General features: G+C 70.4%; 12 protein-coding genes. 6 read left to right on the plus strand and 6 right to left on the minus strand.

Annotation, left to right across the window (positions count from 1 at the left end; all coding sequences use genetic code 11):
• Positions 1-106 precede the first annotated feature (106 nt).
• From OG214_RS01445 to OG214_RS01470, 6 genes are all read left to right on the plus strand, one after another.
• Positions 107-991 carry a class I SAM-dependent methyltransferase gene (locus OG214_RS01445; protein WP_363084987.1) on the plus strand — a complete coding sequence of 295 codons (885 nt, stop codon included), beginning with the start codon at positions 107-109 and terminating at the stop codon, positions 989-991.
• A gap of 10 nt (positions 992-1001) precedes the next feature.
• Entirely contained in the window at positions 1002-2564 is a 1563-nt protein-coding gene (locus OG214_RS01450) for a flavin-containing monooxygenase (RefSeq protein ID WP_405983452.1), read from the plus strand.
• A 20-nt stretch (positions 2565-2584) separates the two neighbouring features.
• Positions 2585-4129 (plus strand): FAD-binding protein, encoded by a 1545-nt coding sequence (locus OG214_RS01455; protein ID WP_405983453.1) that lies wholly within the window; start codon positions 2585-2587, stop codon positions 4127-4129.
• Positions 4130-4241: 112 nt separating this feature from the next.
• Positions 4242-4730 carry an SRPBCC family protein gene (locus OG214_RS01460; RefSeq protein ID WP_363084990.1) on the plus strand — a complete coding sequence of 163 codons (489 nt, stop codon included), beginning with the start codon at positions 4242-4244 and terminating at the stop codon, positions 4728-4730.
• A complete protein-coding gene (locus OG214_RS01465; protein ID WP_405983454.1) occupies positions 4727-5596 on the plus strand; it encodes an alpha/beta fold hydrolase in 870 nt (289 codons plus the stop codon). The genes OG214_RS01460 and OG214_RS01465 overlap by 4 nt, the downstream gene beginning before the upstream one ends.
• 8 nt (positions 5597-5604) lie before the next feature.
• Positions 5605-6324, plus strand: a complete 720-nt coding sequence (locus tag OG214_RS01470; RefSeq protein ID WP_405983455.1) for a 4'-phosphopantetheinyl transferase — start codon at positions 5605-5607, stop codon at positions 6322-6324.
• 31 nt (positions 6325-6355) lie between these two features.
• On the opposite strand, the gene OG214_RS01475 is transcribed toward OG214_RS01470, so the two are convergent.
• From OG214_RS01475 to OG214_RS01500, 6 genes are all read right to left on the minus strand, one after another.
• Entirely contained in the window at positions 6356-7348 is a 993-nt protein-coding gene (locus OG214_RS01475) for an AraC family transcriptional regulator (RefSeq protein WP_093604599.1), read from the minus strand.
• Positions 7349-7602: 254 nt separating this feature from the next.
• Entirely contained in the window at positions 7603-8124 is a 522-nt protein-coding gene (locus tag OG214_RS01480; protein ID WP_405983456.1) for a DUF1772 domain-containing protein, read from the minus strand.
• Between the two features lie 74 nt (positions 8125-8198).
• Positions 8199-8852: a hemerythrin domain-containing protein gene (locus tag OG214_RS01485; protein WP_382853882.1), complete on the minus strand. Its 654-nt coding sequence runs from the start codon at positions 8850-8852 to the stop codon at positions 8199-8201.
• Positions 8853-9009: 157 nt separating this feature from the next.
• Positions 9010-9849, minus strand: a complete 840-nt coding sequence (locus OG214_RS01490) for an NAD(P)H-binding protein (RefSeq protein WP_405983457.1) — start codon at positions 9847-9849, stop codon at positions 9010-9012.
• 99 nt (positions 9850-9948) lie between these two features.
• Positions 9949-10734 carry a 3-oxoacyl-ACP reductase FabG gene (gene fabG / locus OG214_RS01495; protein WP_363085599.1) on the minus strand — a complete coding sequence of 262 codons (786 nt, stop codon included), beginning with the start codon at positions 10732-10734 and terminating at the stop codon, positions 9949-9951.
• A gap of 358 nt (positions 10735-11092) precedes the next feature.
• Entirely contained in the window at positions 11093-11929 is an 837-nt protein-coding gene (locus tag OG214_RS01500) for an AfsR/SARP family transcriptional regulator (RefSeq protein WP_363085598.1), read from the minus strand.
• Between the last annotated feature and the right edge of the window lie 15 nt (positions 11930-11944).

Below are 11944 nucleotides of genomic sequence, written 5' to 3' on the forward strand. Positions count from 1 at the left end.
GCCGAAGCATGGGCGTCTTGCACATCTGTTGCGAGCGACACGGTTTGCTCGGGGCCGAATCAACGGTCGGAACGAGCGGCGCAGCGACACAGGAAAGAGGTCGAGCATGACAACGGTCGCCCCCAGATCCGTGGACCCCGAGGTCGACGCGGTAAGGCACCACTACGAGGTGAGCAACGATTTCTACCGGCTCCTGCTGGGTCCGACCATGATGTACTCCGGCGGCTACTGGGAGCAGGGCGAGGACCTCGTCACGACACTGGACGAGGCGCAGGAGCGCAAGCTCGACGCCTTCGCCGAGCTGGCCGGGGCCGCGGGCACCCGCCGGGTCCTGGACATCGGCTGCGGCTGGGGCACCATGCTCAACCGCCTCACCACCGTCCACGGGGTGGAGCAGGCCGTCGGTCTGACGCTGAGCCGCACGCAGGAGGCGTTCATCGCCGGCCTGGACAACCCGCGCATCACCACGCGGGTGGAGAGCTGGGCGGACCACGAGACGGACGACAAGTACGACGCGGCGTTCTGCATCAACGCGCTGGAGCACTTCGTCTCCTCCAACCTGCCGCCGCGCGAGCGCACCAAGCGCTACCGCTTCTTCTTCAACCAGGTCGCCAAGGCCCTGAACCCGGGTGCGAAGTTCGTCCTGCACACGATGACGGCCGAGGCGCAGCCCATGAACCGTGAGCTGCTCGCCGATCTGAAGTTCCTCCAGCGCTCCGAGTTCGAGGGGATGCACATCCCGCACCTCCACGAGCTGACGGCCGCCGCGGAGGGCGTCTTCCACATCGTGGAGATCGCCAACGAGCGGGAGTCCTTCGCCATGGCGTGCCGCGCCTGGCTGAAGCGGCTGGCCGCGGACCGTGAGACCGCTGTCGCCCTGGAGGGTGAGGAGGTCGTGGCCCGCTTCGAGCGCTACCTCGACATCTTCGCCTACACCCTTGAGGACAAGTTCTTCAACAACTTCCGCGTCACCATCGAGCGCAGGGGCTGAGGAGGCCACCGTGACGAGCATTCTCGAACCCGCCCACGGGGGCGGCGTGAGCAACGGGACGGAGGAGCCGGCCGGCCGGGGCCCCACCCGTCATCTGCGGGTCGCGGTCATCGGCACCGGCTTCTCCGGTCTGGGGACGGCCATCCGGCTGCTCCAGCAGGGGATCGACGACTTCCTGGTCTTCGAACGGGCCGACGAGGTGGGCGGCACCTGGCGTGACAACACGTACCCGGGGTGCGCCTGTGACGTCCAGGCCCATCTCTACTCCTTCTCCTTCGCCCGCAACCCGGAGTGGAAGAGCACCTTCGCCAAGCGTGACGAGGTGTTCGGATATCTGCGGGACTGCGCCGACCGCTTCGGGGTACGCCCGCACATCCGCTTCAACCACGAGCTGATCGCGGCCCGCTGGGACGAGAACACCCGGTGCTGGCACATCGAGACCTCCGGTGGCGAGTACACCGCCCAGGTCCTGGTCGCGGGCGCCGGCTATCTCAGTGAGCCGGCCGTCCCCGAGCTGCCGGGGCTGGCGGACTTCGAGGGGAAGGTCTTCCACTCGGCCCGCTGGGACCACGACCACGATCTGACCGGCAGGCGCGTCGCCGTGATCGGTACGGGCGCCTCGGCCATCCAGTTCGTGCCGAAGATCCAGCCCGAGGTCGGGCAGCTCGACCTCTACCAGCGCACGCCTCCGTGGGTGGGCCCCAAGAACGACAAGGTCAACAGCGCGTTCCACTCGAAGATGCTGCGCAGCTTCCCCGGCTACCAGCGCTTCCGGCGCAACTTCAACATGTGGGGCCGTGAGGTCCTCGCCTTCGCCTTCGCCCGGCCCAAGGTCGCCGAGAAGGTCCAGAAGATGGCCTCCGACCATCTCAAGAAGAGCGTCCAGGACCCGGCGCTGCGGGAGCGGCTCACGCCCGACTACGTGGTGGCGTGCAAGCGGCTGCTGTTCTCGAACACCTGGTACCCGGCGATCCAGCAGCCGAACGTGGACATCGTCAGCGACTCCATCGACCATGTCCGGGCCAAGTCCATCGTCACCAAGGACGGCCGGGAGCGCGAGGTCGACACCATCATCATGGGCACCGGCTTCCTCGCCACGGACCGTCCGGTCGCACGGCGGATCTGGGGCAAGGGCGGGGTCCAGCTCCGGGAGGCCTGGAGCGAGGGGATGTCCGCGCACCGCGGCACGACCATCGCCGGGTTCCCCAATCTCTTCATGATGCTCGGCCCCAACACCACACTGGGGCACTCGTCGCAGACCGTGATGATCGAGTCCCAGATCGCCTACGTCATGGCCGCGCTCAAGCAGATGGACAAGCGCGGCCTGTCCAGTGTCGAGGTGCGTCCCGAGGCGCAGCAGGCGTACAACGCCACGCTCGACAAGCGTCAGGCACGGGCGGTCTGGAGCGCCGGCGGCTGCAAGAGCTGGTACCTGGACAGCGCTGGGCGCAACCCGTCGATCTGGCCCACGTACACCTGGCGGTTCCGTAACGGCACCAAGAACTTCGACCTGGGCGAGTACCAGCTCGCCACCACTGTGGGCGCCGGCCGGCCGGCGGTCAACCACGTATGACGAACGGGAGAACGGACCAGATGAGCAGTAACACCCCTTCTCGGCGCAGAGTCCTGGGCGGAATGGCCGCCACCGCCGCGACCGTCGTGGGCTGGAACGTGGCCACGCAGACCTGGGCCACCGCCGCTGAGGCGGGCCAGGGCCACGGCGGCCATGGCGGTGGCGGCCATGGCGGTGGCGGCGGCGGCTGGGGTCAGGTGACGCCCGTACCGCCGCTGGACGGCACGCTCAAGACCTCGGCGGCCGACCTTGTGCAGTTCAGCAAGGACTTCGGCAACCTGGTCTCGAACATCACCCCGTGGGCCGTGCTGGTGCCCGGCTCGATCAACGACATCGTCAAGATGGTCAACTTCGCGCGGACCAACGATCTGAAGATCGCCGCGAACGGGCGCAGCGGCACCGGTGACGACCTCGAGTCGCACTCCAACTACGGCCAGGCGGCGGTCCCGGGCGGTATCTCGATCGACTCCCGCGGTCTGGGCAAGGTCGTCAGCGTCGGTACGAACAGCGCCGTGGTCGAGGCGGGTGTCACCTGGGCCCAGCTCACCGACGCTGCCGCGGTCAAGGGCAAGATGCCCCCGGCCATGCCCGACTACATGCACCTGTCGATCGGCGGCACGGTCAGTGTCGGCGGCATCGGCGGCACGGTCGGCAAGTACGGCCTGGCGGTCGACACCATCGAGTCGATCGACATCGTCACGGGCGCCGGGCAGCTGCTGACGGCCTCCCCCAGTGTCCGCCCCGACCTGTTCAACGCGGCGCTGGCGGGCGGCGGTCAGGTGGGCATCATCGTCCGCCTCACGGTGAAGATCGTCCCCGCCAAGGAGCGGATCGTCGTCTTCAACCTCGTCTACAACGACGTGGCGACCTATCTCGCCGACGCCGAGAAGGTCATGGCGGCGGGCAAGTTCGAGGTCCAGGCCGGCGAACTCGCGCGCAAGCCCGACGACTCGGGCTGGCGTTACCGGATGGAGCTGGGTGCCACCTACACCGGCACCGCCCCGGCCCGGGACCCGCTGATCGCCGGGCTGCGGGACGTCCGTTCCGAGGCCACCGTCGACGACATGTCGTTCCGTGACTACATCTTCCGGTTCGACGCGTATGTCGAGGGTTACAAGGAGGGCGGCTACTGGGACCAGCCCAAGCCCTGGCTGAGCCTGTTCCTCCCGGCCGCCAAGGTGAAGCAGTTCCTCCAGATCGCCGAGGCCGACCTGACCGCGAACGACCTGGGTGTCGGCTTCGTGCTGACGTACCCGTACCGTACGTCGAAGCTCAAGCGTCCGATGGCGGTGCAGCCGAACGACTCGATCGGCTACCTCTTCGACCTGCTGCGCTTCCCCCACCCCGGTGAGCCGGGCATCCAGGGGATGCTGGAGCAGAACCGGCGGCTGTACGACAAGGCCGTGGCGCTGGGCGCCAAGCGCTATCTGGTGGGTGCCATCCCGCGGATGACCCCCGCGGACTGGAAGAAGCACTTCGGCAACCGCTACGACGACCTGTGCAACGCGAAGCGCCGTTACGACCCGGCGGGCATCCTCACCCCCGGTCAGGGCTTCTTCGCCTGATCCGGTGTGCCGGTCCGCCCGGACCGGCGCGCCGGGCACGGAAGCGGGGCCCGCCAGTACCAGGGGCCCCGCTCCTTCGATCCCATCCGCCGTCCCACACAGGGAGACTGGCATGAACGGCTACGACATCATCGACGAGGCGGTGGTCGACGCCCCCGCGGACGTCGTCTGGGACGCGCTCGTCGCCGAGTTCCGAGGTGCCGCCCGCTGGTGGGTCCCGGCCAACACCTTTGAGACGGTCTCCGGCGCACCCGACGCGGTGGGCGGTCTGGTCGCGGTGACCGTCCATACGAAGGGTGTCGGCAACGGGGGCCCCAAGCTCCGCTTCACCGCCCGTACGGAGTCCGTCGTCCCGGGCCGCAGGATGACCGTCGAGTATGTCGACGGGGTCTTCCGCGGTCCGGCCGACTTCATTCTGGAGCCGCTGGACGAGGGGCGCCGCACCCGTATCACCATGCACTTCCAGGGGCGTCCGCACGGCAAGCTGAAGCTGCTCGCCAAGGTCGCCGACATCGGCGCCGAGCACTCGAAGGCGGCGCAGGCGGCCTTCGTGTCGCTGGGCCGGCAGCTCAGCGCGGTACCGGCCGGAGGCGCGCGATGAGCGGCGCCGACACGGCGGCCGGCACGGGCGCCCGCACCGACGAGACCGCCGTGCGCACCGACGACGGCGCCACGCTCGCGGTCACCGTCCTCGCCCCGCTGGAGGCCGGTGCCGGCAGCGGTACGACGGTCGTCCTCGCGCACGGCTGGGCCGCGGGCCGCCGGGTCTGGGGCACCGTCACGGACCGGCTGATCCGCGCCGGGTACCGGGTGGTGCTGTACGACCAGCGCGGGCACGGCGCGTCGAGCCTGGGCAAGGAGCCCATCGCCATCCGGCGGCTCGGCGCGGACCTGGCCGCGGTGCTGGGCGAGACCGGCTCACGGGACGCGGTGCTGGTCGGGCACTCCGGCGGCGGTTTCGCCGCGATGTCGTACGTCACGTCGGATCCCGCCGCCGCGCGCCGGCTGCGCGGTCTGGTGCTGCTGGGCACGGCCGCACACGACCAGGAGACACCCGACAGCGAGGTGCGCATGATGGGCAGCGCGCTGTTCTCGCGGGCGCTGCGCCGTCCCGCGCTCGGCCGGCGGCTGCTGGCGCAGACGATGGGCAAGGGCGTCGACCCGTACCTGCTGGAAGTCAACCGGCAGATGTTCGCGGCGGCCTCGCCGCAGGTGCGCGCCGACTGCTTCGCCTCGTCGCGCGGGATGGATCTGCGCGCGGGACTGGCGACGGTGGAGGTACCGGCCGTGGTGCTCGCGGGCGAGAACGACAAGGTCATCAAGCCGGAGCTGGGCAGCGCGGTGGCCAAGGCGCTGCCGGACGCCCGGTTCGAGCAGCTTCCCGGCGCCGGTCATATGCTCCCGCTGGAGCGGCCGGACGAGATCGTACGGGCCGTCGCGGGGCTCGTCGCCCGTCCGCGCGCATAGCCCCCGCCGTGATCGAGGAGATCCTGCCCCCGGGCGTCAGGTCGTCGGAAGCGTTCGACGATCTGGCGCCCGCTCCGCTGTTCCCGGAAGAAGCCGCGCTGATGGCGGGGCGGCGGGCGCGCAGACGGGCACAGTTCGCCACCGCGCGCGCCTGCGCGCGGCACTCCCTGGCCGAACTGGGCCTGGCGCCGGCCCCCCTGCTGCCGGGCGCCGGAGGCGCCCCCCGGTGGCCCGCGGGGGTGGTGGGCAGCATCACCCACTGCGACGGCTACCGGGCGGCTGTGGTGGCCAGGGCGGCCGAGGTCGCCGCGCTCGGCATCGACGCGGAGCCCGCGGAGCCGCTGCCGCGGGGTGTGCTGGGTCTGGTCGCCTCGGCCGGTGAGCGAGCGGCCCTGGAGCGGCTGGCGGACGAGCGCCCCGGGCTGTGCTGGGACCGGCTGCTGTTCTCGGCCAAGGAGGCCGTCTACAAGGCGTGGTACCCGTCCGTGGAGCGCTGGCTGGGCTTCGCGGACGCGACGGTACGGATCAGCCCGGAGGGCACGTTCACAGCCCGCCTGCACCCGGCGGAGCCCCCACCGGGGGCCCCTGCCCGCTTCGACGGCCGCTGGCTGGTCAGGAAGGGCCTGCTGCTGACATCGGTCGCGACGGTACGCACGCCGGCGCCTCCCCTCCCGCCGACGGACCCCACCCCGCTCCCAGGCGCCCTGGACCGCCCTGTGGACGCGTAAACGCTCCGGCCCCGCGCGTCCACCTCAGGAACTACCTGTCCAGTACCACCGTCTGTGTCGGCGCGCTCAGGCGCTGTAGCGGCTCGCCCTGGCCCCCCTTGCGGAACTCCTGCGGGCTCACCCCCCGTACCCGCTTGAACGCCGCGCTCAGCGCGAACGCCCCGCTGTAGCCGACCCGTCGGGCCACCGTGGCCACCGTCGCGTCCGGCTCGCGCAGCAGGTCCGCGGCGAGGGTGAGACGCCAGCCCGTCAGATACGCCATCGGCGGCTCACCGACGAGCGTGGTGAAGTGGCGGGCCAGTCCGGCGCGGGAGACTCCCACCGTGTCCGCGAGCGAGGCCACCGTCCAGGCCTTGCCCGGCTGTTCGTGGAGCAGCCGCAGCGCGGGGCCGACCACCGGGTCGCTCTGGGCGCGGTACCAGGCGGGGGCGCCCGACTCGGGTACCGCGAGCCAGGTGCGCAGCACGCTCACCAGCAGCAGGTCCAGCAGCCGGTCGAGGACCAGCTCCTGGCCGATCTCGTCCTTGCTGATCTCCTGGGCGAGGATCTGGACGAGCGGGTTGTCGCCCGCCTCGGCGGGCCGCACCAGCAGCACCGGCAGGGCCGCGAGCAGCCGCCGGCCGATCTCGCTGGGCGCCTGGTAGGTGCCGCTGAGCATCACGGAGGCGCCGGCCCTGCTGTCGTCGCCCCAGGTGCGTACGCCCAGCGCCATCGTCTCGGTGACGTCCTCGCCCTCGGTGGTGTTGCAGCGCTGTTCGGGCCCCACGACGATCTGTACGTCCGTCTCCGGCCGGTCGGAGATGGTGTACGCGTCGGGGCCGCGCACCACGGCGACATCACCGGGGCGCAGCTGTACGGGATGTCCCTTGTCGGGGAGTACCCAGGCGTCTCCGCGCACCATGGTGACCACGGAGATCGGTGCCCGGTCCTCGACCCGGAGGGACCACGGAGGATTGAAGACCGACTTCAGCAGGAACGCGCCGCGGGCCTTCGGACCTTCGAGCAGACCTGTAAGTGTGTCCATGACATCTCACCTTAGACGACCCCGTATGAATGGTCACCGGTTTCAACGGATCCGTCTCAGGCGGGGCGGGGGATCGAGGTGGGTGCGCCCGCCCTCCCCGCGGGGGAACGAGTGGGAGGACGGGCGCAGTTCGGGGCGGGCCGGACGGCCCGGAGCGGTTCGGAGCGGTTCGGAGTTGGGGGCGCGAGCAGGGCAGGGCAGGGAAGTGGGCGCGCGCGGGGGCGGGGAAGAGGGCCGGGGGCGGGATCAGGACATCAGGACTGTGCGGTCGCCGCCCTCTTGTGCAGGACCAGCGCGCGGCCGAGAGCGGCGAGCGCCGCCGTGCAGGCCACCGTGCGCGCGATGTTGGCCGAGGTCCACGGCCGCTCGAACCGGCCGCGCAGCACGCCGAAGTCGGGGCTCTCCGACGGGGCACCGGCGCGGGCCAGCATCCTGTTGAGCGGGATGTTGACGCACATCGTGACGGCGATGGAGACGCCGTAGAGCACAAAGGCGGTCCGGGTCCAGCGCGCGGCGTCCGGACGTCCCAGACGGCGCTGGAGGGCCGCCGCGACGCCCGTGGCGAGGAAGACCCCCACGAACAGCAGGCCGAACAGCGCGCTGTTGTCGAGGACTCCGTTGATCCGCCGCATGACGGTCACATACGACTGGTCGTCACGGCGCGCGAGGGCGGGCATGACCCCCACGTCGAAGGTGAGGTACAGCCCCGCCATCAGCCCGGTACCGATGGTGGCGGCGGTGAGCACGGGGCCGGCGGCTGCGGGAAGGGTCTCCATCGGGCTTCCTCATCCGGTTGTCGACGGGCGAACGGGCGCGGTACGCCGAAGGCGGCTACCGGCCGGGGTGGCGGTCAGAAGGGCCGGGTCACTCCGGCGAGGGTCCTCTCGTACCGCCTGCGCAGCACCGTACTGCCGATCAGCCGCACGGGGGGCGGAATCGTGGCGGCGACCTGTGCCACCGACCGCTTGTCCGCGCCGTCGAACATCCAGGGCTGGAGCTGCGTCATGACCTTGAACGGGGCGCTGGCGATCACCTTGCGTTCGACCGCCAGATACTCGTCCGGCGCGAGCCGGGCGAAGACGGGGAAGGACACCGCCTCCTCGTCCCGCAGATGATCGCGCAGGACGGAGTCGAAGCGGGTGGCCGCCAGACCGAGGGCGGGCAGGTCGCCGCCCGGCCGCAGCGCGGCCGTGACCGCCTCCATGGCCCGGTCGAGCACCACATGGTCGTCACCGAGCTGACGGGCCTCGGCGGAGAACTCGGGTGCCCTGCGCAGCAGTCCGGGCCACAGGACGTTGTCCTCGCTGCGGTGGTGCCAGTCGATGATGTCGCGCAGCTGCTGCCACCACAGACCGGCCGCGCCGAGACCGGCCTGGGTGAGCCGGGGCGCGGCGGCGAGCAGTCGTCTGGCGTCACGGCGCATCGCGATGTGCATCAGCGCGAACCCGTGGAAGTGAGCGGGCAGGGAAGCGAGTCCGAACTCGCTCGACATGGGGGTACTCATGGCCGCCTCCTCGTGGCTGACGCGTCGTCGCTCGCGCGCCGTCGTACCGGGTCGCTCAATGCGGCGCCGCCGTGGATCGTCGGTACGCCGCTCCCCCGCCCGGCGGTGCCGGCCGCGGAGGTCGTCCGCGGCCGGCACCGCCGGCCGGAGCGGTGGATCAGACGTTCCAGACGCCGGTGGCGGCGGCGTCCCTGGCGAAGTCGGCGAAGTCACGGGGCTTACGGCCCAGGACCTCCTCCACACCGTGCACCAGGTGGGCGTTGCGGCCGTCGAGGGTCAGGGCGAACAGCTCGACGAAGTCCTCCGGAAGGTCGTTCTCCTTCAGGAAGGCGCGGTACTCGTCGCTGGTGACCGAGATGTACTTGATCTCGCGGCCGGTGGCCTTGGACAGCTCGTCGGCCACGTCCTGGTAGGTGAGCAGACGGGGACCCGACAGCTCGTAGGTCTTGCCGATGTGCTGGGGGTCGCCCAGCACGGCGACGACCACGTCGGCGATGTCGTCGGCGTCCACGAAGGGCTCGACGGCGTGACCGGTCGGCAGCGCCAGCTCGCCGGCGAGGACGGGCTCCAGGAAGAAGCTCTCGTTGAAGTTCTGGGCGAACCAGCTCGACCGTACGACGGTCCAGTCGGCGCCGGACTCCTTCAGCTTCTCCTCGGCGACCTGCGCGTTCTCCTCGCCACGGCCGGAGAGCAGCACCAGGCGGCTCGCGCCGTTGGCGACGGCGACCTTGGAGAACTCACCGACGGACTCGGCGGCGCCGGGGAAGGCGAGGTCGGGGTAGTAGGTGACATAGACGGCTCCGACGCCCTCCAGCGCGCCCTCCCAGGTGGCCGGGTCCTCCCACACGAAGGGACGGTCGGCGTTGCGCGAACCGATCCGCACGGGGAGGCCCTGGGCGGCAAGGCGTTCGGCGACGCGGCGTCCGGTCTTGCCGGTGCCGCCGATGACGAGCGTCGTCTTCGTCTCTGTCTGGGCGTTCTGCGTGGTCTGAGTCATGAGTACAGTCAAGTCCATTCGCCTGAGACGCGACATAGCTGTGAAGCTCAGTTCCATACGTATGCGTCTACGCCCCGCTCCCGGAACCCGCCGACGGGCTCAGGAACTGCCCAGACCGCCGCAGACGTTGATCGCCTGGGCGGTGATCGACGCGGCGCTCTCCGTGGTGAGGTAGCCGACCAGACCGGCGACCTCCTCGGGCGTGGAGTAGCGGCCCAGCGGGATCTTCGACTCGAACTGCTCCTGGACGAAGTCCTCGGTGGTGTTCCAGGCCGCCGCGTACCCCTGCCGGACCTGCTCGGCCATCGGGGTCTCCACATAGCCGGGGCAGACCGCGTTCACGGTGACTCCGACGGGCGCCAGTTCCTTGCCGAGCGCCCGGGTGAAGCCGACGACACCGTGCTTGGAGGCGGAGTAGGGGGCGCCCATCAGAACGCCCTGCTTCCCCGCCGTCGAGGCGATGTTGATGATCCGGCCATGACCGGCCTCCACAAGACCGCCGTGCAGCAGGACCTCACGGGTCAGCAGGAACACACCGTTGAGGTTGGTGTCGATGACGTCGTACCAGAGCTCGTCGGCGATCTCGGCCGTGGGCCCTCCGCCGCCCCGGCCGGCGTTGTTCACCAGGATGTTGACCGGGCCGAACTGGGCGACGACGGTGGCCACCAGTGCGGAGACCGACGCCCGGTCCCGTACGTCGGCCACCGTGCCCTCCACCTCGAACCCCTCCGCGCGCAGATCCTCGACGGTCTGCTTGACCTCCTGGCCGGTCCGCGCGCAGATGAACACACGGTGGCCGCGCCCGGCGAGTTCCCGCGCGACCCCCAGACCGATTCCCCGCGTCGCACCCGTGATCAGTGCCACCGGGTTTCTCGGCGCCCTCATCCTATTTCCCCGGCACTCAGCGGGTCCCGAACCTGAATCTCCACGGTTTCCCTCCGTACCTCGTCGAATCCCCATCGAACCGAAACTCTCCGACGCGAAGTACGGTAGCCGTGCCGAGCCTTTAGTTCTTGAATTCTTGAGTACCCGTCTAGTACGGCTCCAAGACCGGCGAACGGAATACCATTTCCACCGTCCCGAATGGCATCGGCGGAACGGAGAAGGGCGTTCGGGAATGGATCCGCGGAAACGACGGGCGAAAAAGAGAATGAAATCACGCCCGTACGGGCGGGCCCGGAACGGCCCGAACCAGAACGGAAGCAGAAACGGAAGCGGAACGGAATGCGGTGCGCCCGTACGGTCAGCTCACCCGGACGAGGGGCTCGCGGGAATTCTCCACGGGCGCCGCCGCCTCCGGCCCCGCCATCAGGATCGAGCGCTGGAGCCGGCGCAGCCCGGCGGACGGTTCGAGACCCAGCTCCCGTACGAGCGTGCCGCGCAGCCGGTGGTATACGTTCAGCGCCTCGCCGCGGCGGCCGGAGCGGTGCAGCGCGAGCATGAACTGGCCGTGCAGATTCTCGTGGGTGCGGTAGCGGCTGACGAGCACGGTCAGCTCGGCGAGCAGCTCACGGTGGCGGCCCAGCCGGAGATCGGCCTCGATGCGCTGGTCGAGCGCGCAGAGCCGGCTCTCCTCCAGCCGCTTGATCTCCATGTCGAGCTGGGCGCCGCCGTGCACATCGGCGAAGGCGGGGCCGCTCCACAGCGCGAGCGCCTCCCGCAACTGGCGGGCCGCGCCCGCGTAGTCGCCCGCGTCCATCGCCCGGTAGCCGAGACCGGCGAGCCGGTCGAACTCCCTGACGTCACTGGTGCCGCCACCGCTGTCGAGGCGGTATCCGCCGGGGAGGGTGACCAGTACGTCCTTGGCGGTGCGCGCCGTGCCCTCCTGGCCCTCCTGGGCTCCGTGCTTGAGCGCGGCGGCGATCAGGGACCGCAGTTGGAGCACATAGGTCTGGAGGGTGGTCCTGGCGCTGCGCGGGGGCTCCCCCGCCCACAGCTCCTCGATCAACGCGGTCACCGGCACCACCTGGTCGGCGTGGAGCGACAGTAAAGCGAGCACCTGCCGGGGCTTCGGGGCCGTCGGCGTGATCGATCTCCCGTTCTCCCGCACAGCCAATGCGCCCAGTACGTCGATGTCCACGCGTCTCCCCAATCC

The organism is Streptomyces sp. NBC_00872, from assembly GCF_045161915.1.
In the GTDB taxonomy this organism is placed as follows: domain Bacteria; phylum Actinomycetota; class Actinomycetes; order Streptomycetales; family Streptomycetaceae; genus Streptomyces.

Excerpts from the sequence above, each read along its gene's own strand:
- OG214_RS01445 (WP_363084987.1), top strand. The coding sequence starts at position 107 with ATGACAACGGTCGCCCCCAGATCCGTGGACCCCGAGGTCGACGCGGTA.
- OG214_RS01455 (WP_405983453.1), top strand. The coding sequence starts at position 2,585 with ATGAGCAGTAACACCCCTTCTCGGCGCAGAGTCCTGGGCGGAATGGCC.
- OG214_RS01460 (WP_363084990.1), top strand. The coding sequence starts at position 4,242 with ATGAACGGCTACGACATCATCGACGAGGCGGTGGTCGACGCCCCCGCG.
- OG214_RS01465 (WP_405983454.1), top strand. The coding sequence starts at position 4,727 with ATGAGCGGCGCCGACACGGCGGCCGGCACGGGCGCCCGCACCGACGAG.
- OG214_RS01475 (WP_093604599.1), bottom strand. The coding sequence starts at position 7,348 with ATGGACACACTTACAGGTCTGCTCGAAGGTCCGAAGGCCCGCGGCGCG.
- OG214_RS01480 (WP_405983456.1), bottom strand. The coding sequence starts at position 8,124 with ATGGAGACCCTTCCCGCAGCCGCCGGCCCCGTGCTCACCGCCGCCACC.
- OG214_RS01485 (WP_382853882.1), bottom strand. The coding sequence starts at position 8,852 with ATGAGTACCCCCATGTCGAGCGAGTTCGGACTCGCTTCCCTGCCCGCT.
- OG214_RS01490 (WP_405983457.1), bottom strand. The coding sequence starts at position 9,849 with ATGACTCAGACCACGCAGAACGCCCAGACAGAGACGAAGACGACGCTC.
- fabG (WP_363085599.1), bottom strand. The coding sequence starts at position 10,734 with ATGAGGGCGCCGAGAAACCCGGTGGCACTGATCACGGGTGCGACGCGG.